At 72.2% G+C, this 23,748-nt stretch carries 24 protein-coding genes; 9 read left to right on the top strand and 15 right to left on the bottom strand.

What is annotated here, in order from left to right; translation table 11 throughout:
- The first annotated feature begins 39 nt into the window (after positions 1 to 39).
- On the top strand, positions 40 to 1,230 hold the full coding sequence (locus tag ACFW01_RS15155; protein WP_384503928.1) for an NAD(P)/FAD-dependent oxidoreductase: 1,191 nt from the start codon (positions 40 to 42) through the stop codon (positions 1,228 to 1,230).
- Positions 1,231 to 1,385: 155 nt separating this feature from the next.
- Here the strand turns inward: ACFW01_RS15155 and ACFW01_RS15160 are convergent, their stop codons facing one another.
- Entirely contained in the window at positions 1,386 to 2,159 is a 774-nt protein-coding gene (locus tag ACFW01_RS15160) for a polysaccharide deacetylase family protein (RefSeq protein ID WP_384503930.1), read from the bottom strand.
- Positions 2,160 to 2,414: 255 nt separating this feature from the next.
- Here ACFW01_RS15160 and ACFW01_RS15165 point away from each other — a divergent pair, with 255 nt between their 5' ends.
- Positions 2,415 to 2,984: a DM13 domain-containing protein gene (locus ACFW01_RS15165; protein WP_384503932.1), complete on the top strand. Its 570-nt coding sequence runs from the start codon at positions 2,415 to 2,417 to the stop codon at positions 2,982 to 2,984.
- A gap of 10 nt (positions 2,985 to 2,994) precedes the next feature.
- On the opposite strand, the gene ACFW01_RS15170 is transcribed toward ACFW01_RS15165, so the two are convergent.
- Positions 2,995 to 3,372 carry a DUF1330 domain-containing protein gene (locus ACFW01_RS15170; RefSeq protein WP_234956598.1) on the bottom strand — a complete coding sequence of 126 codons (378 nt, stop codon included), beginning with the start codon at positions 3,370 to 3,372 and terminating at the stop codon, positions 2,995 to 2,997.
- Between the two features lie 367 nt (positions 3,373 to 3,739).
- Here ACFW01_RS15170 and ACFW01_RS15175 point away from each other — a divergent pair, with 367 nt between their 5' ends.
- A complete protein-coding gene (locus ACFW01_RS15175; protein ID WP_234956599.1) occupies positions 3,740 to 5,044 on the top strand; it encodes a peptidase in 1,305 nt (434 codons plus the stop codon).
- A gap of 66 nt (positions 5,045 to 5,110) precedes the next feature.
- Here the strand turns inward: ACFW01_RS15175 and ACFW01_RS15180 are convergent, their stop codons facing one another.
- From ACFW01_RS15180 to ACFW01_RS15190, 3 genes are read right to left on the bottom strand one after another with little or no spacing between them, the layout of a single operon-like run.
- A complete protein-coding gene (locus ACFW01_RS15180; RefSeq protein WP_234956600.1) occupies positions 5,111 to 5,491 on the bottom strand; it encodes a hypothetical protein in 381 nt (126 codons plus the stop codon).
- Positions 5,488 to 6,147, bottom strand: a complete 660-nt coding sequence (locus ACFW01_RS15185; protein WP_234956601.1) for a hypothetical protein — start codon at positions 6,145 to 6,147, stop codon at positions 5,488 to 5,490. Before ACFW01_RS15185 ends, ACFW01_RS15180 begins: the two co-directional genes overlap by 4 nt.
- Complete coding sequence (locus ACFW01_RS15190) at positions 6,138 to 6,695, bottom strand: RNA polymerase sigma factor (RefSeq protein ID WP_384503935.1); 558 nt, start codon at positions 6,693 to 6,695, stop codon at positions 6,138 to 6,140. The genes ACFW01_RS15185 and ACFW01_RS15190 overlap by 10 nt, the downstream gene beginning before the upstream one ends.
- Before the next feature lie 261 nt (positions 6,696 to 6,956).
- Between ACFW01_RS15190 and ACFW01_RS15195 the strand changes: the two genes are divergently transcribed.
- Entirely contained in the window at positions 6,957 to 7,430 is a 474-nt protein-coding gene (locus tag ACFW01_RS15195; protein ID WP_384504048.1) for an Asp23/Gls24 family envelope stress response protein, read from the top strand.
- A 408-nt stretch (positions 7,431 to 7,838) separates the two neighbouring features.
- Here ACFW01_RS15195 and ACFW01_RS15200 read toward each other — a convergent pair whose 3' ends face one another.
- Together ACFW01_RS15200 and ACFW01_RS15205 are read right to left on the bottom strand one after the other, a co-directional pair.
- On the bottom strand, positions 7,839 to 8,771 hold the full coding sequence (locus ACFW01_RS15200; RefSeq protein WP_384503937.1) for an SRPBCC family protein: 933 nt from the start codon (positions 8,769 to 8,771) through the stop codon (positions 7,839 to 7,841).
- A gap of 3 nt (positions 8,772 to 8,774) precedes the next feature.
- Complete coding sequence (locus ACFW01_RS15205; protein WP_384503939.1) at positions 8,775 to 9,344, bottom strand: hypothetical protein; 570 nt, start codon at positions 9,342 to 9,344, stop codon at positions 8,775 to 8,777.
- Between the two features lie 175 nt (positions 9,345 to 9,519).
- On the opposite strand from ACFW01_RS15205, the gene ACFW01_RS15210 reads away from it, so the two are divergent.
- A complete protein-coding gene (locus ACFW01_RS15210) occupies positions 9,520 to 10,167 on the top strand; it encodes a GntR family transcriptional regulator (protein ID WP_234956605.1) in 648 nt (215 codons plus the stop codon).
- 87 nt (positions 10,168 to 10,254) lie between these two features.
- Here the strand turns inward: ACFW01_RS15210 and ACFW01_RS15215 are convergent, their stop codons facing one another.
- Positions 10,255 to 11,055: a carbon-nitrogen hydrolase family protein gene (locus ACFW01_RS15215; protein WP_384503941.1), complete on the bottom strand. Its 801-nt coding sequence runs from the start codon at positions 11,053 to 11,055 to the stop codon at positions 10,255 to 10,257.
- Positions 11,056 to 11,067: 12 nt separating this feature from the next.
- Positions 11,068 to 12,435 carry an MFS transporter gene (locus tag ACFW01_RS15220; RefSeq protein WP_234956607.1) on the bottom strand — a complete coding sequence of 456 codons (1,368 nt, stop codon included), beginning with the start codon at positions 12,433 to 12,435 and terminating at the stop codon, positions 11,068 to 11,070.
- Between the two features lie 126 nt (positions 12,436 to 12,561).
- Between ACFW01_RS15220 and ACFW01_RS15225 the strand changes: the two genes are divergently transcribed.
- Positions 12,562 to 13,251 carry a DUF2848 domain-containing protein gene (locus ACFW01_RS15225; protein WP_234956608.1) on the top strand — a complete coding sequence of 230 codons (690 nt, stop codon included), beginning with the start codon at positions 12,562 to 12,564 and terminating at the stop codon, positions 13,249 to 13,251.
- Positions 13,252 to 13,267: 16 nt separating this feature from the next.
- Here ACFW01_RS15225 and ACFW01_RS15230 read toward each other — a convergent pair whose 3' ends face one another.
- The 3 genes from ACFW01_RS15230 to ACFW01_RS15240 form a co-directional block, all read right to left on the bottom strand.
- The gene (locus ACFW01_RS15230; RefSeq protein ID WP_384503944.1) at positions 13,268 to 14,812 is read right to left on the bottom strand and encodes a fused MFS/spermidine synthase; all 1,545 of its coding nucleotides are present in this window, start codon (positions 14,810 to 14,812) and stop codon (positions 13,268 to 13,270) included.
- Between the two features lie 90 nt (positions 14,813 to 14,902).
- Complete coding sequence (locus ACFW01_RS15235; protein ID WP_234956610.1) at positions 14,903 to 15,271, bottom strand: hypothetical protein; 369 nt, start codon at positions 15,269 to 15,271, stop codon at positions 14,903 to 14,905.
- 68 nt (positions 15,272 to 15,339) lie between these two features.
- The gene (locus tag ACFW01_RS15240) at positions 15,340 to 15,927 is read right to left on the bottom strand and encodes a TetR/AcrR family transcriptional regulator (protein ID WP_234956611.1); all 588 of its coding nucleotides are present in this window, start codon (positions 15,925 to 15,927) and stop codon (positions 15,340 to 15,342) included.
- Positions 15,928 to 16,084: 157 nt separating this feature from the next.
- On the opposite strand from ACFW01_RS15240, the gene ACFW01_RS15245 reads away from it, so the two are divergent.
- On the top strand, positions 16,085 to 16,882 hold the full coding sequence (locus tag ACFW01_RS15245) for an ABC transporter ATP-binding protein (protein WP_234956612.1): 798 nt from the start codon (positions 16,085 to 16,087) through the stop codon (positions 16,880 to 16,882).
- A gap of 5 nt (positions 16,883 to 16,887) precedes the next feature.
- Positions 16,888 to 18,237, top strand: coding sequence for an FtsX-like permease family protein (locus ACFW01_RS15250; RefSeq protein ID WP_384503947.1), 1,350 nt, complete (start codon positions 16,888 to 16,890; stop codon positions 18,235 to 18,237).
- 143 nt (positions 18,238 to 18,380) lie between these two features.
- Here the strand turns inward: ACFW01_RS15250 and ACFW01_RS15255 are convergent, their stop codons facing one another.
- From ACFW01_RS15255 to ACFW01_RS15265, 3 genes are all read right to left on the bottom strand, one after another.
- Positions 18,381 to 18,734, bottom strand: a complete 354-nt coding sequence (locus ACFW01_RS15255; protein ID WP_384503949.1) for a hypothetical protein — start codon at positions 18,732 to 18,734, stop codon at positions 18,381 to 18,383.
- Between the two features lie 74 nt (positions 18,735 to 18,808).
- Entirely contained in the window at positions 18,809 to 19,060 is a 252-nt protein-coding gene (locus ACFW01_RS15260) for an SCO4226 family nickel-binding protein (RefSeq protein WP_234956615.1), read from the bottom strand.
- A 150-nt stretch (positions 19,061 to 19,210) separates the two neighbouring features.
- Positions 19,211 to 20,227, bottom strand: a complete 1,017-nt coding sequence (locus tag ACFW01_RS15265; RefSeq protein ID WP_384503951.1) for a sporulation protein — start codon at positions 20,225 to 20,227, stop codon at positions 19,211 to 19,213.
- A gap of 549 nt (positions 20,228 to 20,776) precedes the next feature.
- On the opposite strand from ACFW01_RS15265, the gene putP reads away from it, so the two are divergent.
- On the top strand, positions 20,777 to 23,725 hold the full coding sequence (putP, locus tag ACFW01_RS15270; protein WP_384503953.1) for a sodium/proline symporter PutP: 2,949 nt from the start codon (positions 20,777 to 20,779) through the stop codon (positions 23,723 to 23,725).
- The last annotated feature ends 23 nt before the right edge of the window (positions 23,726 to 23,748 follow it).

Here is a 23,748-nt window from a genome sequence, read left to right on the forward strand (position 1 = left end):
GGCGGAGAGCTTCAGCCGCCGGAGAAGAGGAGCAGGGAAATGCAGCACCGCATCGTCGTCCTGGGCGCCGGATACACCGGAGCCATCGCCGCCGGGCGCCTCGCCAAGCGACTGCGCCGCGAGGATGTCGCCATCACCCTCGTCAACGCCGAGCCCGACTTCGTCGAACGGGTCCGCATGCACCAGCTCGCGGTCGGTCAGCAGCTCCGGCCCCGGTCGCTCGGCGAGATGTTCGCGGGCACCGGTGTAGAAGTGCGGCTCGGGAAGGTCAGCGGCGTGGACGTGGACCGCAGGACGGTCGCCGTCACGGACCCGGACCACCCGGGCGAGGAAAGGGAGCTGGCGTACGACACCCTCGTCTACGCCCTCGGCAGCGCCTGGAACCACCAGGGCGTGCCCGGCACCGTCGAGCACGCCCACGAGATCGCCGGCCGCCCGGGAGCGCTCCGGCTGCGCGAGCGGCTGGCCGGGCTGGACGCCGGAGAGTCCGTGGTCGTGGTCGGCGGCGGCCTGACCGGGCTGGAGGCGGCCACCGAGATCGCCGAGGCCCGCCCGGACCTCGACGTGTCGCTCGCCGCGCGCGGCGGTCTGGGCGACTGGCTCTCGCCCAAGGGCCGCCGCCACCTGCGCAAGGTCTTCGGCACCCTCGGCATCACGGCGTACGAGAACGCCGCGGTCACCGAAGTCGCGGCGGACCACGTCGCCACCGCCGACGGCGCCACCATCCCGGCCGCGGTCACCCTGTGGACGGCGGGCTTCGCCGTCCACCCCATCGCGCGGGCCACCACCCTGAACGTGACCGGCACGGGCCAGATCGTGGTCGACGGGACCATGCGCTCGGTCTCCCACCCGGACGTGTACGCCGTCGGCGACGCGGCCATGGCGGCCGGCCCCGGCGACAAGCCGCTGCGGATGTCCTGCGCCTCGGGCACCCCCACCGCCTGGCAGGCCGCCGACTCCATCGCGGCCCGCCTGACCGGCGGCAAGCTCCCGAACGCGCCGCTGCGCTACTTCAACCAGTGCATCTCGCTGGGCCGCCGGGAGGGCCTGATCCAGTACGTCACCGCCGACGACCGCGCCGTACCGGCCGCCCTGACCGGACGCTTCGCCGCCCTCTACAAGGAGCTGGTCTGCAGGGCCGCCGCCTGGGGCGTCGCCAACCCGACCCTCGGCGTACCGGCCCGGCGCCGTGCCGTCACGCGCGCGGAGGTCCGTCCCGCGGCGGTGTGACGGCGCGCGGGAACGCCTCGGCGAACGTGTCGCAGACGCCCTCGCCGGGCGGGACGGAGGGCCGGAGGGCCTGCCGCGCGGCCAACGCGTTCTTCGACGGCACGTCCGCCGGGTCCCCGCCCCGGGCCTGGACCGCCGGGCCCCGCTCGGCCTGATCAGCGCACGGGGAACCCGAACGCGTACCCCTGTTCCTCCAGCCACGGGAGCACGCGCCGCAGGGCCTCGACCGTCTGCGAACGGTCGCCGCCCGCGTCGTGGAACAGGAGCGTCGGCCCGTTGGCCAGCTCCCGCTCGACGGTCTCCACGATGGCGTCCGTGCCCGGCCGCTCGAAGTCCTTGGTGTCCACGTTCCAGCCCAGCGGGCGCATCCCGTGGGAGGCGGCGAGCTTTCGGCTGTAGGGGGTGAAGGCCCCGCCGGGAGCCCGGTAGTACATCGGCCGGACGCCGCCCGACGCCTTGATGATCATCTGCTCGGCGTCGAGGATCTCCTTCGACTGGTACGCCTCGGATTTCCGGTCCATGGCGGTGTCGTGCGACACCGAGTGGTCGCACAGCCGGTGTCCGGCCGCGACGACCTTCTTCACGAGGTCCGGGTGGGCCTGCGCCTGCGTCCCCGTCACGCAGAACGTGGCCTTCACCCCGTACTCCTCCAGCAGGTCGAGCACTTGAGGCGTCCACGCCGGGTCGGGGCCGTCGTCGATGGTGATGTTCACGCCGCGCGCCCCGGCGTCCGAGGCGTGCGCGATGGTCACGTCGACCGGCTTCACCGCACCGCCCGGCGCGGGGGACGCGGACGCCTTCGGCTCCGAACTGCCCACGGCATCGGCCTGCGCGGTCCACACCGAGGCACCGACGGCGAGCATCGTCACCCCGAGGGCGGCCCCGACCACCTTGCCGTACCAGCCCCGCCCGCCACTGTGCCGTGCCATGCCCGCCCCGCCTTCCCGCAGTTCACCGTCGAACCCCGGTAACCCGGGTCCACCTGGCAGGACGAGGAAAAGGGGACACGGGATCCGTCCGTTACAGATCACGGACAATCCAGGAGAAGTTCCTGGACAACTCCGCGGGGCGGGTGGCGGACGTAAGCATTTCGTCATCCGCCGAACGATGTGGGAAGGCCGCTCCATCCGTTGAATGGGAGCGATACGGAAGCGACGCGGCATTCTCCCCGGGAGGCGGACGGTATGGGACGTGGACGAGGTGCGAGGGTCAGGCCGTGGATGGGCGGCGTGCTGCTGGTGGCGGTCGCCGCGGCCGGCCTCGGGCTGTACTGGTTCCAGCCGTGGAAGCTGTGGCAGGACGAGACGGTCGACGAGGCGCTGCCCGCGACAGCGGACGTCTCGCGCGCCCCTGCCCGGGGGCCTTCGTCCGACAAGCCGGCGGCGCCCTCCGCCGCGGAGCCGGTCACCCTGGCGAGCGGCGACCTGATCAGCCACGAGCACGCGACCTCCGGCACCGTGAAACTCGTGCGGCTCGCCGACGGATCGCACGTGGTGCGCCTGGAGGACCTCGACACCAGCAACGGCCCCGACCTGCGCGTCCTGTTGACCGACGCCCCGGTCGAGGAGGGCCGGGACGGCTGGCACGTCTTCGACGACGGGAAGCACATCGGCCTGGGCAAGCTCAAGGGCAACAAGGGCAGCCAGAACTACACCGTGCCCACCGACATCGACCCGGCCGGCTACAGCAGCGTCAGCATCTGGTGCGACCGCTTCGACGTCTCCTTCGGCGCGGCGGAACTCGCCCGCGCCTGAGGCGGCGCCGTCACTCCCGCCGGCCGCCCGTCCACGGCGCGGTCGGCTGCAGTACCGCCTCGGTCAGGGCCCGGCTCCGCAGCCCCGTGATCCTCTGGTACCCGGGGTCGGCGACCATGCGGCTGAACGCGTCCCGGCTCGGGTAGCGGACGAGCAGCACGGCGTCCCACGCCTGCCCGTCCTCGGCGACCAGGGGCGTACCGCCGTCGCCTGCGTAGACCAGCTCGCCGCCGTACTGCCGCAAGAAGGGCGCGGCCCGGCGGGAGTACTCCTGGTACGCCTCGCGGCCGTCGGGCGCGAAGCGCAGCAGGTTGAGCATGACGAAGGGCTCGTCCGGGGCGTGTGCGCCCAGCGTGGCGAGTGCGGCTCCCGTGGGGTCGACGGCCATGAAGGTCTCCCTGTCTGCGGGGGCGGCGCGGACGGTGGTCCATCGGACCCGCCGCGCCGTCGGACGACGACAGCAGGGTAGGGGACGCGGCACGCTGTGCATACCACCTGGTCGGTATGGACCGGCTCGCTCTGCTGGGGCCGCCTGTGGAGTGATATGGATCATAGAAAAAACGCGGCCTACGCGGGCAACTGTGCTGGTTCGCCCCCTTCGTTCACGCATGGGGGCGACCATTCCGGCCGACGGGCGGGAAACTCCCTGTGTGCCCCGTCGGGCAGGTCATACGATCACCGGAGCGTCGCACCGCGTGAACACTCCGCGAGCGCGGCGCCCGTTACTCGCTTCCACCACCCGACCAGGGGTCCATGTGAAGATTCGCCGTGTTCTCGCGACCGCCGTCGCCGCCGCCGTGACCGCCCCGGTCGTCCTCCTGTCGTCGGCGCCCGCCTTCGCCGACGAGAAGCCCGCCGCGCAGACGCAGAAGGCGAAGCCCACGATCGAAGAGCTGAAGCAGGCGGTCGAACGCGCGCAGAAGGAGTACGACGCCGCCGTCATCGCGGTGAAGGACGCCAAGAAGTTCCTCAAGGAGGGCTTGGAGGAGGAGACCTACCCGACCAAGGCCGCGCTCATCGAGGCCGAGAAGGCCGCCGAGGAAGCCGCCGAGGTCAAGGCCGAGGCCGACCAGGCCGTGGTGGACGCCCAGGCCGAGCTGGACGCCGCCACCACCGACGAGGACAAGGCGGCGGCGCAGACCGCCCTGGACGAGGCGAAGACCGCCGCCACGGAGGCCGCCGAGGCCAAGACCGCCGCCGACACCGCGCACACCGAGGCGCAGGACGCCCACGACGACGAGCGCGTCGCCCAGGCCCGCAAGATCGAACTCCTCAAGAAGGCGCGGGACGAGGCCAAGACGAAGCTGGACGACGCGGAGAAGGCGCTCTCCGACGCCGAGGACGCCGAGGAGGGCGAGGAAGGCGAGGAGCCGGCCGGTGAGTGCGTCGCCGCGCCCGAACTCACCGCCGTCGTCAGCGGACTGCCGGACAAGGTCGTCGGCGGCACCACGGAGACCTTCACGCTCCGCGTCTCCAACGGCACCGGCGGCACGTTGGACGAGGTGTACCCCTTCGCGTCCGCCCACGGCTTCGACACCAAGGGCTACAAGGAGCTGGACTCCTACCTCGACCTGGAGTGGTCGACCGCCGCCAACCCGCAGTGGCGCGACGCCGAGCTGCTGGGCGGCACCTCCATCGGCTCCCTCAAGGCGAACGCCTCGGTCGACGTCAAGCTGCGGCTGAAGGTCGACGCGGACGTCCTCGCCGGGCAGGGCGCGGTCTACGTCACCGCCGACTACCTCAACGACGACGGCTCCTGCGGCGGTTACCCGGAACTGGACGACCACGCCTTCCAGATCCTGCCCAAGGGCGCCGACGACGCCGGCGACCCGGGCAAGCCCGAGGACCCGAAGGACGAGCCGGCCCCCAACAGCCCCACCGGACAGGGCGGCACCTCCACCACCCCGGTGAACACGTCCAGCACCACCACCGGCGCCCTCGCCCAGACCGGTTCGAACGACGCCCTGCCGAAGATCGCCCTGGCGGGCGGCGCGGCACTCGTCCTCGGCGCCGGCGCGGTGGTCGTCGCCCGCCGCCGCAACCAGAGCACCGGCGCCTGACGGACAGACACGCCACGACACGACCGGGCCCGGCCCCCCGAAGGGGACCGGGCCCGGCCCGTCGGGTCAGCCGGTCCAGGCGCGGCCCCGTACGTCCCCCACGACGCGCGTGATCGTGACGGTGACGACGCAGCCTCCCGGAGCTTGCTGGTTCACGGCCGTCAGGGCGCGGGCGCGGACCGCGCGGGCCGTGTCGAGGGCGCGGCGGCCCTCGGCGAGGACGCAGCGGACCTCGACGTGCCAGACGCCGCTGTCACGCGCGTACCGGGCGCGGACGCCGGCGCCCGGAGCCGGAGCGGCGGTGCCGGAAACGCGCTGGGTGTGGGCCGTGTGGGCCGCGTCGGCCAGTGAGCGGCCGAGGCCCGGCTGGAGTCCGGCCACTCCGGGGACCGACAGCGCCGCGTGGGCGACCGCGCGTTCCACGCCCCTCGCGTCGACGGCGGTCACGTCGCCACCCCGGACCCCGAGGCACCCGTCGGGTGCGGACGCTCCCACTCGGCCGAGACCCGCAGGTCGATCGCATCGACGGCGAGGCCCAGCTCGTGGGCCGCCGCGTCGGCCACGGCTCGTCGCACCTGTTCCGTCCTGCCGGGCAAGGGCTGGTCGAGCGTGACGGAAAGGGTCATGGCGACGGTCACCCGGTCCTCCGTCCCCGCGGCGCCCGGGGTCAGCCGGCAGCTGGCGGCCAGCACGCCCGGAACCCTTCCGGCGGCGCGGCGAAGGACGCCGGCCGCGGTGGTCTCCGCGATGCGCAGTTCTCCGGTCGGGTCGTCCAGGGGGAGCAGCCGCCCGAGCCGTACCTCCGCGCGTACGGCGGCGACGATTCTCTCCACGAGGGCGCGGGCGCTCGGCCCCCGGGTGTGCAGCGCGTCGGTGGCGCGGTCCAGGGCCGCCAGTCCTTCGACGGCGTCCCGGCAGTACACGCACCCGTCCGTGTGGGCGTCGCCCTGATCGCGGCCGGTGCGCGCCCGCTCCCACACGTCGCTCAGCAGGCGGGCGCACGGCAGTCGCTCGTCGGCCGGGAACCGTACCTCGCCGGTGTTCCCGTGACCCGGGCCGGTCCGGCCGGACGAGGAGGTGGCGGTGGGGTGGTCTAGCGCCATGGGGCCATCTCCTTCGTGAGCGTGCGCCGAGCCCGGAAGAGTTTGCCGCGTACGGTCTGTTCACTCACCCCCAGCACCTGCGCGATCTCCTCGTAGTGGAGTTCGTGCAGCTCCCTGAGGATCCAGCAGGCGCGTTGGCCGGCGGGCAGGCCCCCCAGCGCGCGGGACAGTGCGGCAGCCGCCGCGGCGTTCTCGGCGCTGCGTTCCGGTTCGCCCGTCGCGTCGTGGGCCGAGGGCTCGGCGACGGAGTCCAGGGGCAGGGAGGGCGTGCGCCCGCGGAGGAGATTGAGGCAGCGGTTGGTGACGATGCGGTACATCCACGTGTGGAAGGCGGCGTCCCCCCGGAACTCGGGAAGGCGCCTCCAGGCACTGGCGAAGGCATCCTGCACGACCTCCTCGGCGTCCGGGAGGCTGCCCAGCATGTGACAGGCCAGCGCGAGCAGCCGGGCGGTGTGCCGGTGCACGAGCACCGCGAACGCGTCCTCGTCGGCTTCGGAGGCGCGGACGGCGAGGACCCGGTCGTCCGCTTCGTCGAGATCGCTCCCCACATCCACTGTCCGCTTCCGCTTCCCACGTGACGCGGTCGCGCGCGTCCTGCTACGAGCCCAGGATACGTGAGCCAGATCACAGAAAAGTGTGACGATTTAGCCCGGTTCGTGTCGAACTCTATGAAGGGCGCCGACCAGGTGCCCCCGAACCGCAGCTTCCAGCTCGCAGCTCGCAGCTCGCAGCTCGCAGCTCAGGAGGACGTCATGACGCAGACGACGTACAGCCCGGCCTCGGACCGCGCCAGGCCGACGCCGGGAACCATGCCGCAGCACGACCCCAAGCGGGACGTCCATGCGCCGGAGGACGAGAAGCGGACCGGCGGCGCCGGCTCGGAGCCCGGGGGACGGACCACGATCGCGGACGTCGTGGCGGCGAAGATCGCCGGGATGGCGGCCCGCGAGGTTCCCGGCATCCACCACCTCGGTTCCGGCATGACGCGCGCCCTCGGGGGTGTCCGCGACCGTATGCCCGGCGGCGGGACGAGCGTCACCCGGGGCGTGAGCGTCGAGGTCGGGGAACGCCAGGTGGCGGTGGACCTGGACGTGGTCACCGACTACGGCTACCCCATAGCCGAGGTCGCGGCGGAGACGCGCGCCGAAGTGATCGCGACGCTGGAGCGCATGACCGGCCTGGAGGTGGTGGAGGTGAACATCGACGTCAACGACGTCGCCCTGCCGGGGGCGGATGAAGAGGACGAGGACGAGCGCGACCGCGACCGGCAGCGGGTCGACTGACTCGCCCCGTCCCGCCCCTCCCGAGGGGGAGCCGCACACGAGATGGGGAACGAGCCATGAACACCACCACGGCGGGGCTCCTGACCGGCCTCGCACTCGGCTTCGCCGGATACTTCGGCGGGTTCGCGGCGTTCGTGGTGGTCGCCGCCCTGGGTCTGGCCGGTCTGGTCGTCGGCCACCTGGCGGGCCGCGAGATTGCACCTCTCCGATGTCGTGCGCTCGCGCCAAGGCCGCGAGGGCCGTGGGCGCCGGGAGGGCTTCGAAGCGAACAGGGCGCCCCGCGAGCCCGGCCACCGGACCGGGAACGGGCACACGCGGCGAGTGCGGTGATGCCTCATCGTGAGACACCCTGAAGCACCGTGGGACCGGCACCGGCGACGCGCGCACACTCCGTCGGGCCGGTCTCGTCTACCGCCCTTCTTCCTCGTACTCGCCCTCGTCCTCGTACTCGCCCTCGTACTCGCCCTCGTCCTCGTCGTCGTACTCCTCTTCTTCCTCTTCTTCCTCGTCCCCGTCGTCCCCGTCGTCCTCAAGACCTTCCTCGTGCGAGCGGACCACTTCGCCGTCGCGGATCTCACCGCGCCAGCCCTCCAGTTCCTCGTCGTCGGAGAGCGTGGCGTACCGCAGGAAGTGCTTGAGGTCGAGGCGCAGGCGACGTCCTTGCGTGCGCCAGATGTTGCCGGTCTTCTCGAAGAAGCCGGACGGGTAGTACTCGACCACGGCGACGACGCGCGTGAGGTCGGGAGTCAGTTCGTGGAAGCTGACGGCGCCGCGGGTGGTGCCCTTGCCGCCTTCGGAGTTCCAGACGATGCGTTCGTCGGGGACCTGCTCCTGGACGGTGGCCTTCCAACTGCGGTTGGAAAAGGCGATCTTGGCCTTCCAGTCGCTCTCGACCTCGTCCGACTGCGAGACGCTCTGGACACCCTTGGTGAAGGAGCTGAACTCCTCGAGCTGGGTCCAGCGGTCGTACACGGTGCGCACCGGCTTGCCGACGTCGATCACCTCGACGATGTTCGTGACCTTGACGCTCCCCGCCTTGCCGCCACCGCCGAAGACGCCCTTCACGGTGTCGACCACCTTGTCCTTCACGTCCCCCGCCTTCTCGCCGAGGAACGCCTTGACCGGCGACTCCCCTTCGCCGAGTACGCGTTTGCCGACGTCGAGCAACGTGCTGTTGCCGTCGCCGACGTCCCCCAGGCCCTGCGCGAGGCCGCTGATCTTCTCCCCGGCCTTGTCCGCCATCCGCTGCCCCTTCGCCGAGGCGAACGCGGCCAGCTGCTCCTTGAGCTGGTCCATGCCGGAGGTGCCGGCCGGCGTGGACTTCTCCTCCGTCCTGGCCATGGCCTACCTCCTACGGCTGCCGCGGGTGGATGCCTTGCCGGCGGAGGCCTTCTTCTTCCCGGCGGGCGCCTTCTTGGCGGGGGCCTTCTTCGCCGGAGCCTTCTTCGCCGGAGCGGTCCTGGACGCGGACTTCTTCGCGGGGCTCTTTCCCGCCCGGCTCCGACGCGGCGGCGCCGCCTCTGCCTCCTCCTCGTCCTCCTCGTCCTCCTCGTCCTCCTGGTCCTCCTGGTCCTCCTGGTCCTCCTGGTCCTCGTCATCGGGTTGGCCCAGGAGGGTTTCGGTGCGCTCCTGCAGCGAGGTGGCCAGCGCGCCCAAGCGGCGGTCGGCGGTCGCGGACAGCGCGGTGCGGGCGGAGTCCATCAGCTCGCCGCGGACCTGATCCAGCAACTGCGCGGTCTGCGGGTTCTCGGACGCCTTGCTCAGCGCCCGAGTCATCAACTCTCTGGGACTCAGCAGCCCTTGGCCGGCGAGTGCGGAGGCGACCCCGATGGCGAGTTTGCCCTTCTTGGTACGGCCCAGGGCGTATCCGGTCGCGAGGGCCGCGACGAGAGTGGCTTGCGTTTCGGTTTCCATGAATGGCCTCAAGTGCGGTCAGCGGTATAAGGCGCGCCCCGGCTCAGCGGCGGCGGCCACCCCTCCCTTCCACCCTCCTCTCACCCGCGCGGGCCCGCATCTCCCAAGAGATCCGGAACGCACCGCGGGCACCGCGAGGGGGCCGCGTGGTAGCGTCCGGTCGTATACAAGGTGTATGCGAGAGCTGGGGGCTGCCGTGACGTCCGGTCGGGAGAAGGCGTACGCGTATCTCAAGGACACGGTGCTGACGGATCCCGGGATGCAGGGCGCCTTCCTGTCCGAGCAGGAGCTGGCGGACCGGATCGGCGTCTCCCGCACGCCCATCCGGGAAGCCCTGTTGCAGCTCGCGGCCGAGGACCTGGTCGAGCTGGTGCCGAAGCGGGGCGCCCGGGTCTCCCCCCTGACGGGACGGGAGATCCGCGAGCTGATGGAGCTGCGGGGCATCGTCGAGCGGTACGCCGCCCAGGAGCTGGTCTCGGGCGGCGGAGCGCCGGTGGCGGAGCTGCGGTCCCTGCTGGAACGGCAGCGCGGGCTCACCGGTGCCGACCAGGCCAGGGAGTTCATCGCCGTGGACCACTGCTTCCACGCGGCCCTGGTGTCCGCCGTCGGCAACACCCTCCTCGACCGGCATTACGAGGGCCTGCGCAGCCGCCAGGTCCGTGCCGGGGTCGCCGCCCTCTTCAGCAGGCAGGGGCGCCAGGAAGCGGTGCTCGGGGAGCACGAGGCGATCCTGGACGCCCTGGAGGCCGGTGACGCGCAGGCCGCGTGGGCGGCCATCGACCATCATCTGGAGTCGACGCTCAAGGTTTTGCTGGAGGGTTGAGGAGCGCGCGGCATCCGCGTGCCCCGCGCTCCTCGACCGCTACCGAAGCCGAAGCCCCCCCCCCCGGCGCGGCCGGGGGGAAGGCGTTCACCGCCCCCACACCTCCGGACGCCGGTTCTCCAGCACGGAGATCCGCTGCCGGACCGCGGCGACCTCGTCCACGTCGAGGTCGGCCACCAGCAGCTCGGGCCCGGCGCCCAGCGCGTGCCGTACGGTCCCGTCGGGTCCGACGACGCGACTGTGCCCGATCCCGGTCGGCGCGGAGCCCGGTCCCGCGCCCGTGCCGGGGTCGGCCTGGTCCACGGCGGCCAGCCACACGGTGGCGTCCAGCGCCCGGGCCCGCGCCAGCAGCTCCCACTGCTCCAGTTTGCCCGGCCCGGCCCCCCAGGACGCGCCCAGCAGCGTGGCGACGGCACCGGCGTCGGCGTGCGCCCGGAACAGCTCCGGGAAACGGATGTCGTAGCAGGTGGCGAGCCCCAGCCGTACGCCGTCCACGTCGATGACCGTCGGGGACGGGCCCGCGGCGACCGTGTCGGACTCATGGAACCCGAAGGCGTCGTACAGATGGATCTTGTCGTAGGAGGCCTCGACCCCGGCCCCGGTGGCGATCAGGGTGTTGGCCACCCGCCCCCCGGTGGCCGGGGTGAACATGCCGGCCACGACGACCGTGCCGGTGGCGGCGGCGATCCGCCGGACGCCGTCGGCCCACGGCCCGTCCAGCGGCTCGGCGAGCGGTGCCAGCGGGGTGCCGAAGCAGGCCATCGTCGCCTCCGGGAAGACGACGACACGGGCTCCGGCGTCCGCGGCGCGCCGGGTCCATTCCTCGACGAGCAGGAGATTCTTCTCGGGGTCGGGGCCGGTGGTGAGCTGGCTCAGGGCGATGCGCACGGTGCGTCCTCCTCAGAGGCGGGTAGGGACGGTGTCCGCCTTCGGCGCGGCGAGGGCGGCGTCCTCGTCGAGGGCGGCGTCGGGGTCGCGCCCCAGCCGGACGCCGACGAGGGTGACGGCCGAGGCGAGGGCGATGTACACGGCCAGCGGCGCCCACGTGCCGTACACGCTCAGCAGGCTGGTGAACAGCAGCGGGGCGACGGCGCCGCCGATGATCCCGGCCAGGGTGTAGGCCAGGGACGAGCCGGTCGAGCGCAGGTGGGGTGCGAACTGCTCGGTGATGAAGGCGGCCTGCGGGCCGTACAGGCAGCAGTGGATCACCAGGCCCACGACGACCCCCGTGGCGAGCGGCAGCCAGGTGCCGCCGCTGATCATCGGGAAGAACACGAAGGGCCATACACCGGCGGCCACCGTGGCGACGCCGTACAGCAGACGGCGGTTGACCCGGTCGGAGAGCGCGCCGGCCAGCGGCATGAGGAAGACCTGGATCGAGGAGCCGATGAGCACGGCCGCGAGGGCGGAGCCGCGTGACATGCCCAGTTCCTCGGTGGCGTACGTGAGGACGAAGACGGTGAACATGGCGTACAGCACGTCGGGGCCGACGCGGCACAGGATCGCGGCGAGCAGGGCGCGGGGCTGGGTGGTGAAGACCTCGCGGACCGGCGCCTGGGGCCGGGACTGCTCGGCCTCCATCGCCTTGAACACCGGGGTCTCCTCCAGCTTCGCCCGGATCCACAGCCCGAACGCGACGAGGACGCCCGAGAACAGGAACGCCACGCGCCAGCCCCACGACTCGAACTGCGCCTCGGTCAGCAGCGCGCCGAGGGCCGCCAGCACACCGTTGGCCAGCAGGTTTCCGGCCGGTGGGCCGACCTGGGCGGCGGAGGCGTAGAAGCCGCGGCGGCGCGGATCCCCGAACTCGCTGGACAGCAGTACGGCACCGCCCCACTCGCCGCCGACGCCGACGCCCTGCGCGAAGCGCAGCACGACCAGGGCGATCGGGGCGGCCACGCCGGCCGTCGAGTACGCGGGCAGGACGCCGATCAGGAACGTCGCCGCCCCGATGAGCACCAGCGTGGCGATCAGCACCTTCTTGCGGCCGATCACGTCACCGAGCCGGCCGAAGACGAACCCGCCCAGCGGGCGTGACACGTAGCCGACCGCGTAGGTGGAGAACGCCAGGAGCGTGCCGGTGAGCGGGTCCTCCGAGGGGAAGAATAGATCGCCGAAGACCAGGGCGGCCGCCGCGGAGTAGACGGCGAAGTCGTACCACTCCAGCGCCGTGCCGGTCAGGCTCGCGACGAAGGCCCGGCGCACGCCGGAGTGGAGCGCGGGCGGCGAGGTGCCGTCCTTCGTGTCGTCCTTCGGGGTGTCGCGCATGGTTCCCATCCTCGCTCGGGGACGTCGGGGGACATCGACCTCTCGGCATACTTCTTGTATACAGGTCGTATGCGCAACCCTTTGCGCGAGAGATTCACCGCGGACCCGAACTCTGGGAGTGCCCTCATGGCCGTGCTGCTGACCTTCGAACTGCCCGACGGATCGACGCGCGAGGTCGACGTCGTCCAGGTCCTCAACGCCGGGTACGCCGGACGCAGCCAGGAGGACGTCGCCGCACACGTCGCGGAACTGGCCGAGCTGGGCGTGCCCGGCCCGTCCGTGACGCCCGCCCTCTACCCCGTCTCCCCCTACCTCGCCCAGCAGACCGACCGGGTCCAGGCACAGCACGGGCACACCTCCGGCGAGGCGGAGTGGGCGCTGGTCGTGGCGGACGACGGGGAGCTGCTGCTGACCGCAGCCTGCGACCACACCGACCGCGACCTGGAGGTGCACGGCGTGGCCTGGAGCAAGAACGCCGGCCCCGACGTCCTGGCCCGCCGGGCCTGGCGCCTGGCCGACGTGGAGTCCCGCCTCGACGACCTCACCCTGCGCGCCTGGGTCACCCACGGCGACACGTCGACGCAGATCCAGCACGGCACCCTGGCGGAACTCCTCGCCCCCGCCTACTGGATCGACGTCCTGCGCGCACGCGGCGGGCTCACGCCCGGCACCGTCCTGATCTCCGGCACCATCCCCATGACCCCCGGCGTCGACCAGTTCGCCGACGGCTGGAGTGTGGAGCTGGCCGACCCCGCGACCGGGGACACGATCCGCCTGCAGTACGACGTCCAGCCCATGCCGGCACCCATCGGCTGAGCGCGCCGGCCCCGCGTCACGGACCGCGCCGCGTGGCGGCCGGCTGGAGGAGCTGGTCGACGGGTGCGTAGTCGTCGGTGAGCGGCCGGGCGTCGCCGGTCCAGGCGGCGAGCCGGTCACCACCGGCGATCTTCCAGCCGGTCCGCCGGGCGTCGAGCGCCCGCTGCGTGGCGCGCAGGTCGACGGGCCGGTCGGAGGCGAGCACGACCAGGTTGCCGCCGTCGGGCCCGGTGCCCGGGCCGAGGCCGATGTCGACGGGTTCGCCGACGAGGGCGACGTGCTCGAAGACCTCGCCGAGGGTGGCGACTTCGGCACGCGCGAAGTCCAGCCCCCCGTGGTCGATGAGGTTGGCGACGTACAGCCCGCCCTCCCTCAGCACCCGCCGTACGTCGGTCAGCGCCTCCACCGTGGTGAGGTGCCACGGCACGCTGACGCCCCCGAAGGCGTCGCCGACGACGAGGTCCCGACTGCCGGCGTCCAGGCGCCGCAGACCGAGCCGCCCGTCCTCGACCCGCACGTCGACACCGGCGGCCGACCCGAGACCGAGCCGCTCCCGGTCGATCCGTACGACACCGCTGTCGATCTCGGACACCAGGCTGCGCGTCCCGGGCCGCGTGGCGGCGAGGTACCGGGGAAGGGTGAGCCCGCCACCGCCCAGGTGATGGGCGGCGAGCGGCTCGCCCTTGGGGAACGCGGAGTCGACCGCGGACGCGATGGCGCGCACGTACGCGAACTCCAGGAACGTCGGGTCGTCGACGTCGACGTAGGAGTGCCGCACACCGTCGAGGACCAGCGTGCGCCCGCCGTCCCGCTCGGGATCCGCGACCACCCGCGCGCAGTGGTAGCGGGTCTCGGCGTCGCAGCCACCGGGCGCGACCGCGGTGGCGAGGCCCCCGGCGACGATCACGAGGGCCAGGGCGGGCGCGCCACGCCACCCGCGCGTGCGCCACTCGACCACCGCGGATCCGGCCACCAGCAGTGTGCCGAGTCCGATCAGGATGCCGCTGACCGGCAACCGCGACACGAGGACGAAGCCGGTGAGGACGGTCCCGAAGATGGCCCCGACGGTGCCGACGCCGGACAGCCGTCCGACGACCGTCCCGGTCTCGGCGAGGCTGGTGAGCCGCAGCTTCGTCACCATCGGCGTCACCGCGGACAGCAGCGCCCCCGGCACGAGGATGGTCAGCGACGCGATGAACAACAGCGCCGTCGGCGCCCACTCCGCGGTGGTGCGCAGCACGGCGGGGGTGAGCCCCACGACCGCCCCCGACACCCCGAGCGAGGGCCCGAGAAGCCGTCGGGGATCGACCTGGTCGGCGATCTTTCCCCCGAGCCACGACCCGACGGCGATCGCCGTGAGGGCGATACCGATCACCATGGTGCTGGTCTCGAGCGTCAGCCCGAGATACGGAGCCAGCAGCCGCAGAGCAACGATCTCGACCACCAGCACGGCGGCCGACGACCCGAACACGAGCGCGACGGCGGCACGGGCCCCCAACCCACGCACACACGCTTTGCCTTCGGCGACGACTGAGGGCGACGAATCGGTCACGGGCGACATCTTCCCACGCGCCGCACCGCGGCGCGGCGGACGATTACCGAACTCGCTTTCCCGGCCGGGGATTCGGGCACTCGCGCCGCCGCACTCGGCTCAGCCGACCGGAGCGGTGCTCCTGAACTGATGAAAGGCTCCTTCATAGCCGAACTCCGGCGCCTGATACGGAACCCACCAACTGGTCAGGCCCCAGATCCCCAAGGCAGCCACGCCGGCGGCGACCACCGCGGCGAGCCACGGCCGACGGAACCGGCGCAGGGTGAGCACCCAGAAGACGAATGGCACCAGAGCGCCCCCGGCGGTGATGAGCGGCAAGTCGATGTAGAGCACGCTCAGGTCCCGGTGGCTCCCGGCGAACCCGCCGTCTATGTTGACCCGCGCCCTGGGAGCCCAGGCCAGCACCGTCGCGGCGGCGCCGAGACCGGCCACGAGGAAACCGGCGAGGCCCTTGATCTCTTCCTTCACGTCGAGTCGGACGCCACGCCTCCGCGCACGGTTCCCAGCCGGCCGAGCTCCTGCCCTCCGCAGCCGGCTCACTCCCGCGGCCTGGGGCTCATCCCGGCGAAGGCCGCGCGCAGGACGCGGTCGATGTAGGCGTCGGTAAGCGGCTGTTGAGTGACCAGCAGCCGGAAATACAGGGGACCCGACAGGAGGTCCATGGCCACGTCCAGATCGAAGCCGGGATCGATCTCCCCCTGGTCCCTGGCGGCTCGCAAGCGGGCGAGGGTGTCGGCGGTCTGCGGCTCGATGAAGCGCTCGTTCAGAGCGGCCGCGACCGCCGGGTCGTGCTGGGCCTCGCCGATGAGGTCCTGGTAGAGCGGCCCCCACGGCGGGCGGCCGAGCAGGCCGGCGGCTCTGGTCATCACTTCGCGCAGGTCCGCGACGACATCGCCGGTGTCGGGGTGGGTGAGGCCGGACTCGTTGAGGCTGAGAACCGCGTCGAGGAACAGCAGCCCCCGGGAAGGCCAGCGGCGGTAGATCGTGTGCTTGCCGACGCCCGCGCGGGCCGCGACCGCCTCGATGCTGAGCTTGGCGTACCCCGTTTCCTGGGCCAGCTCCAGCGTGCAGCGCATGATCGCTTCGGTGAGGTCGGCGGCGCGGGCGGCACGGCGGTCGGTCATGTCTGAACGGTACAGCACGGCACGTGCCGTGTTGACACCCGGGCGGTCCGCATCCATGCTGACGCGGAACGGCACGGCCCGTGCCGTGTCGTTCCATTCCGTGCTGCCCCTGGGTCGCGGTGCCAGCCGCTCTCTCCACGACGCGAAGGACTTCCTCATGTCTCAACCCGCAACGCCCGCCGACGCACTCGGCGCCGGCAACGTACTGCGTCTGGACGCAGTCACCAAGCACTACGAGTCACCGGGCGGCCTGGTGCGGGCGCTCGACGGCGTTTCCCTGGCCCTGGACGGCGGTTCGTTCACCGCGGTGATGGGCCCTTCCGGGTCGGGCAAGAGCACGTTGCTGCAATGCGCCGCCGGGCTCGACAGCCCCAGCTCCGGACGGGTGTTCGTGGACGGTACGGAGATGAGCGGTGGCTCCGAGGCCCAGCTCACCACGTTCCGCCGGGGCCGGATCGGCTTCGTCTTCCAGCACTTCAACCTGCTGCCCACGCTGACCGTCCTGCAGAACACCACGCTGCCGCTGCGGTTGGCCGGAAAGCGCGTCAACCGTGCGCAGGCCGTGGAAACCCTGGACCGTGTCGGGCTGGGGGACCGCCTCGACCATCTGCCCTCGCAGTTGTCCGGCGGGCAGCAGCAACGGGTGGCGATCGCCCGGGCGCTGGTCGCCGGGCCACGGGTGGTGTTCGCCGACGAACCCACCGGCGCGCTGGACACCCGCAGCGCGCGCGAGGTGCTGGCACTCCTCCAGGAAGCGGTACGCATCGACGGCCGGACCCTGGTGATGGTGACCCACGACCCGGTCGCCGCCGCCCACGCCGACCAGGTCCTCTTCCTGGCCGACGGCCGGCTCGTCGGGCGGCAGGACCGGCCGACCGCCGTGGCGGTCGCCGACACGATGACCCGGCTCACCGACCAGGTCGCCGCCGACCGTCGCGTCAGCGAAGGGGTGTGAGGGCGTTGCTCTGGTTGGCCTGGGCCTCCCTGCGACGCAGGGCAGGGTCCTTCGCGGGCAGTTTCCTGGTGCTGTTCTTCGGCGCCGCGATGGTCATGTCGTTCGCCTCGATGCTGGACACCAGCCGTGGCACCGGCGTGGACGCGACCAGTGCCGAGACGCTGACGACCATGGGCGGTGTGGTCGGCGGCTGGGGCATGTGCCTGGTCGTGTTCGCGGTGATCTCCACGCTGGGGTTGTCGGTGCGGCAGCGCGCGGCCGAGACGGCCCTGCTCAAGAGCGCCGGAGCCACCCCGGCACAGATCACGCGGATGATCGTGGGCGAGGCGGCACTGGTCTCGGTCGCCGCCGCGGTGCTCGCGGTGGGCCCGTCCTACCTGTTGGGCCGGTCTCTGCTCGGCCTGCTGACGGACACCGGCCAGGTCGGCGCCGGCACCGCCTTCGCCTTCGGCACGATCGCGTTGCTCGTCGGCTTCGGGATCACCGTACTGTCCGCGGTGATCGGCGCACTGTGGACGGCCCGCCACGCCACGGGGAGGAGCGTCGCGGCGTCCCTGGCGGACGCCGATCTGGGCCGTATGACCTGGAAGCGGCTCGTCCCGGCGGGCGTTCTGCTGGCCGGCGGCCTCTACCTGGGCGTGCTGACCGTCACGGCGTTCCGGGACAAGGGCACGGACGCCATGCCGATCGCCGCGCAGGCGTCCATCGTGACCTCCATGGGCCTGGCCGTCCTGGCTCCCGGTCTGGTCCGCGCCGCCACCGCGCTGACCGGCCGCGTGCTACGGGGTCGCGGAGTGTCCGGCTACCTGACGGTGCAGCACCTGAGGCAGCGCACCAGCCAGGCGGCCGGCGCGCTCATGCCGATCATCGTGTTCACCGGCATCGGCACCGGCGTCCTCTACCTCCAGCTCATCGAGGACCGTGCCGTCGCCGCCTCCGGCCAACTGCGCAGCGTCGAACAACAAAGCATCCAGACGCTCAACCTCGTCGTGATCGGCATGATCATCGTGTTCGCCTGCATCATGCTGATCAACACCCTGGTGGCCTCGACCACCTACCGGCGCGGTGAGTTCGGCCGACTGCGGCTCGCCGGCGCGACACCTCGCCAGGTACTGCGGATGGTCCGTACCGAGTCCCTGCTGATCGTGGCGACCGGCACGGTCCTGGGCACCCTGGCCGGCTCGGTCACGGTGCTTCCGTACAGCGTGGTCCGCACGGACCGCTGGATCCCCGACCTGCCCGTCTGGATCCTGCTCGGCATCATCACCATCGCGGTCACCGCGACTCTGGGCGCCGCGCTGGGCACCGCACGCCGGATGCTGCGGACCCCGGCCGTGGACGTGGTGGCACTCTGACGGCTGTGTGACGTAGGAGCGCGGCACGGCAGGAGGAGGCGGTCGACCACCCCGGGCTACGGCGAGGCTGTCCTCGTGGACCTTCGGGAGAGCGGCCGGCTGAGCAGGTGGGCCGCTCCGGCCCGCCCAGGCGACGCTCCGGCTCAGGTGCGCCGGCCGGCAAGCCGGAACACGAACCAGGTGATGCCGAGGATGAGGTCGGCCGCGGCCCACAGAGCGATGGCGAGTCCCACACCGATGGCGGTTCCGACGTCGCTCGCGTCCTCGCACAGAGCGAGATCGTCGCCTGTCCGGCCCCGGCACTCCGCCGGTGCTCCGCTGCCGCTCGCCGCGCCCGAGACCACCCAGATCAGGAACAGGATCTGAACGGCCAGGAAGACCCAGAGAAAGACACGGCGCCGCTTCTTCGGCGCGGGGCCGGGCTGGACTTGCTGAGGGCTCCCCGGTGGTGAACCCGGTGGCGACACCGGCCGGCCGTTCGACGGCAGCCTCGCCACCTGCCTGCGCGCCCCGCCCCCGCACGACACCGCGCAGGGGCGGCTCGCCGAAGGGCCGCCGGACCGCCGGACCGTCACGACAGCATCAGTGACACCGGGTAGATCTCGTCGGCGGTGTGACCGGCCCGCTCATGGGTCCGCTGGACCGCTTCCGCCGAGGGCCCTTCGGACAGGCACCACACGGTGCCGGAATCCGGGTCGGCCCATGCCTGCTCGAAGTGCACGCCTTCGTCGCCCTCCACCGCCAGGTCGGCCCTGTGGGCGGCCAGGAACTGATCGCTCGTGATCCCCTTCATGCCGTGGTGCACGTCCATGAACTTCGTCATCGCTCCCACTCCTCCGGTCCCGTGACGGCACCGGGAACCGGCACCGCCGGCCCTGCCCCCTCCTTCCATGCTGCACCTGCGGGTCGAGACGGGCGACTCGCAGGTGCAGGCGACCGGGTTCCAGGGACCGCCCCCGCGCAGTCCCCGGCCTCAGTCCTCGCCCTCTCCTTCGTCGTCACCCTCGAAGAAGTCACCGACCTCGTCGACGACTTCCGCGGCGACCATGCCACCGGCCACGCCGACCGCGAGCCCGGCCGCTCCGGCTGCGACGGCCGCGCCCGTACCGGGACCCGAGCGATGGTGGCCGTCGTGGTGATGACCGCTGTGCCCGTCGTGCCCGTGGTGCCCGTGGTCGGTGAACGGGGCGCCGTGTCCGTACGCGGCCCCGGCCCCGTACGTCGCGCGGTGCTCGACGAGCCGCCGAACCCAGCCGTCCACCTCGGCCGGCCAGTCGCGGACGTCGTGGTGGCCCAGGGCGAAGCGGGTGACGGCGTCCTGGCCGGAGGAGAGGAACCCGCCGCGCTTGTCGGCCTCCAGGACCACTTCGAGCCCGCCGGGCCCGGTCAGGAAGGTCACTTCGACCTCGTTGAGCTGGTGCGCGTACTGGGGTGCCGGGGCCAGCTCGATCTCCTGGTAGAAGGGCAGTTGCTGGCCCGTTCCTGCGATGTGCCCGTACTCCAGGTCGGCCGACCTGAAGCCGAAGCCGAGCTGTCCGAAGGCCTCCAGGACGGCTTCCTGGACCGGCAGGGCCGTGACGGTGAGGGGGTCGAGGTCGCCCTTGTCCTTGGCGCCCGCGACCGCCAGCTCGGTGCGCACGCCGAGCACGATGCCCAGCGGCTGTCCGTACAGCTCGGTGATCGGCGTCTCCCAGGGCAGCGTGACCTGGAAGGGCACACTGCGCGATGCCTGGGCCCCGAGCCGGAAGCCGCCGCCGACGGTGAACCGGTCGAAGGCGACGACGCCCTCGCTCTCCCCGTCCTCGTGCTCCGCCTCGACCCTGGCCACGAGCTCGAGTGTGATGTGCTCGATGTCGAAGTCGGCCTGCCCGCCCTTGAGGTGAACCTGTCCGGTCAGCGTTCCGCCGGGCAGGACGGGGTCCGGTGGGAGAACCGTGTCGACCGTGGGGGCGCCCACGCCGAGGGAGCCGAGAAGTCGCTTGAACACCATCGTGGCGTTCACTCCTTATGAGTGCCTGTGTTTCGTGAGGCGGTGCCGTCCGGCCGGAAGGACGTGCACGGACGGCACCTGTCCGACCGCCAGGGGCCGCCGCCTCCGGGCTTGTTTCTACAAGCAAGTAGAAGCATAGGGTCGGTCCGACAGCCAGGAAGCGCGCCCCGGCCGCCCCCGCACGGAAAGGCCGAAAGACGCTCCTGAGCCGGCCAAGGCCGTGACCGACGGGCAGCGCTTCGCCAAGGCCGCGCCCCGGCGTACCCAGGGCGAGATTGCCGCCCCAGGCCGTACCGGGAGACCGGGCAGGCCCGGCGGACCCTGGTGCGGTGGGGTGTGCGGGTGGGGTGTGCGGGTGGCTGTGCGGGTGGGGACCGGGAGGGAGAAGCCGCGGGAGCCGGCGACGGGCCCTGCCCGCGAAGCCCTGTCCGCCGGCACCTCGCCCGGTCGCCATTGCCGTCCTGAATGTGTAGGTTTGTGAAGCGGTGTATCACTGCCGAGTGCGCACGGGTCGTGCCGGCGCCTACGAGCCATGCAGGCGAGGGCCGTATGTTCGACGTGAGCGCGCCGATCGTGGCCCTGTTTCTCGTGTACGCGGCCGCCATGATCGGAACGGGTGTCTGGGCCTACGCCCGCACGCACACGTTCACCGACTTCGCCCTGGGGGGCCGCAGGCTCAGCCGGCTCGTCGCCGCCCTGTCCGCGGGGGCCAGCGACATGTCCGGCTGGCTGTTCCTCTCGCTTCCGGGAGCGGTGTACGCGGCCGGAGTCGGCGCCGGCTGGATCGCTGTCGGTCTGGTGGCCGGTACCTACCTCAACTGGCTCTTCGTCGCGCCGAGACTGCGCACGTACACCGAACGCGCGGAGAACGCCGTGAGCCTCTCGGCTTATCTGGAGGAGCGGTTCGAGGACCGGACCCGGGTGCTCCGGACGGCCTCGGCCGCGGTCACCCTGGTCTTCTTCACGGTGTACGTCGCCAGTGGGCTGGTGGCCGGCGGACTGCTCGCCAACAACGTGTTCGACCTCCCCTTCGGGCTCGGAGTGTCCCTGACCGCCCTGCTGATCGTCATCTACTCGTGTCTGGGCGGCTTCCTCGCCGTGAGCCACACGCACGTCCTGCAGGGCACGCTGATGCTGCTGGCCCTGGTGGTGCTCTCGCTGACCGGTGTCGTGGCCCTCGGCGGCTTCGGAGAACTCGGCGACGCGCTCACCCGCAGGACACCGGGGCTGCTCGACCTGGGGACCGACGTCCACTACGCGGACGGCCGGTGGACCGCGGGCGGGCCGCTCGGCGCCGTCGCCGTCGTCTCGCTGCTCGCCTGGGGTCTGGGCTACTTCGGCCAGCCGCACATCCTGGCCCGCTTCATGGGCATCCGCAGCGTCCGTGCCATCCCCGCGGCCCGCCGGATCGGCACCCTGTGGGTCATCGTCGTACTGAGCGCCGCCACGCTCATCGGCCTCGTCGGGATCGCACGGCTCGGCACACCGCTGGCCGAGCCGAACACCGTGTACATCGTCCTGAGCCAGACCCTGCTCAACCCCTGGATCGCCGGGCTGATGCTGATCGCCGTACTGGCAGCGATCATGTCGACCGCGGACAGTCAGCTCCTCGTCTCGTCCGTCGCGCTCACGGAGGACTTCTACCACGCGCTCTTCAACCGTCGGGCCCCGGACCGGTTGCTGGTGTGGGTGGGGCGCGGCGCCGTCGTAGTGGTGATCCTGATCGCCTGTGTGATCGCCCTGCGAGCCGACGGGCTGCTGAGCATCGTCGCCTACGCATGGGCGGGCTTCGGAGCCGCCTTCGGCCCGGTCGTGCTGCTCTCGCTGTACTGGCCGCGCATGAGCTGGGCGGGCGCCATGGCCGGGATCGTGGCGGGTGCGGCGACCGTACTGCTCTGGGACAGGATCAACCCCTTGCTGGGTCCGCTCCGGTCGGACGTCTACGAGATGGTTCCGGGCGTGCTGGCCGCCACCCTTGCCGCACTGGTCTTCGGCAGGTTCGTCGGCCGCCCGCCGAAACGGGCCTTCTGGCGGATGCCGGGCGGCGGGGTGAACCAGTTGATGATGGCCCCCTTCCTCACCCACGCGCCGGTGGGCATCGCCGTTCTGGACACCGACCTGCGCTACGTCTGGGTGAACCAGCCGCTGGACCGCATGGTTCCGCTCGCGCGGCGGCTGGGGAAGGAGGCGCGGGAGGTACTGCCCGAGGCGAACGTCGAGGAGTTCGAGGACTGCATGCGGACGGTCCTCGAGACCGGGCGCCCGGTGACGGACCACGAGTTCCGCGGCCCGGGCCCGACCGACCCCCTCCAGGAACGGGCGTACTCCGCGTCCTTCTTCGCCATGAGGGACCGCCAGGACCGGCAGGTGGGCGTCTGGTACATGATCATCGATGTCACCGAACGGTGGCGGGCCCAGGAGCGCCTGGCCCTGCTGAACGACGCGGGCGCCCGCATCGGCGGCACCCTGGACGTGACGCGGACCGCGCAGGAGCTGGCCGACGTGGCCGTGCCGTCCCTCGCCGACCTGGTCGCGGTCGACCTGCTGGACGCGGTCATGCGGGGGGAGGAACCGGCTCCCGGACCGGTGGGCCTGACCCCGGTCATCCGTCGCGCGGCGCGGCGGTCGGTGCGCGAGGACTGGCCGGAGGTGACCCTGGCCGTGGGAGAAACGGTACGGCGTGCGCCCTCGGCGCCCGTGACCCGGTGCCTGCTGGAGAGCAGGACCCTGGTGGAGCCCGTCCTGGACCCCGCCACCAGCGCCTGGGTGACCGAGGACCGGTCCCTGGGCGACTCCGTCCTGGCGTTCGGCCTTCGCTCGCTGATGGTGGTACCCGTGCGGGCCCGCGGTGTCACCCTGGGCGTCGCGACGTTCGCCCGGTCCCGTGCGGCGTGGGCCTTCGAGGAGGACGACGTACGCCTCGCCGAGGAGCTCGTCGCCCGCGCGGCGGTGAGCATCGACAACGCGCGCCGCTACCACCGGGAGCGCACCGCGGCCCGTTCCATGCAGAGCTCGCTGCTCCCGAACAGGCTGACGGGCGGTTCGGCCCTGGACGTCACGTCCTGGTACCTCCCGGCGGACGCGCCCAGCGGTGTGGGCGGCGACTGGTTCGACGCGATCCCGCTCTCCGGGGCCCGGGTCGCGCTCGTCATCGGTGACGTCGTCGGCCACGGGATGAACGCGGCGATCGCCATGGGGCGCCTGCGCACCGCGGTCCGCACGCTCGCCAACCTGGACCTCGCCCCCGACGAGGTGCTGGCCCACCTGGACGACCTGGTCATCGGTCTCATCGGGGAAGACGACGGCGACGAGCAGGAGCAGGCCGATGGCGGGACGGTGGGAGACGCGTTCCTGGGAGCCACCTGCCTGTACGCCGTGTACGACCCGGTCAGCAGGTGCTGCACGCTGGCCCGGGCCGGCCACCTCCCGCCCCTGGTCGTCCGGCCGGACGGACGTACGATGGGTCGGCGGCGTCTGGTCGGGGCAAACGCGCGTTGACTGACACCGCCGCGCCGAGCAGG

The sequence above is a fragment of the Streptomyces sp. NPDC058985 genome (assembly GCF_042740985.1).
Classification (GTDB): Bacteria; Actinomycetota; Actinomycetes; order Streptomycetales; family Streptomycetaceae; genus Streptomyces.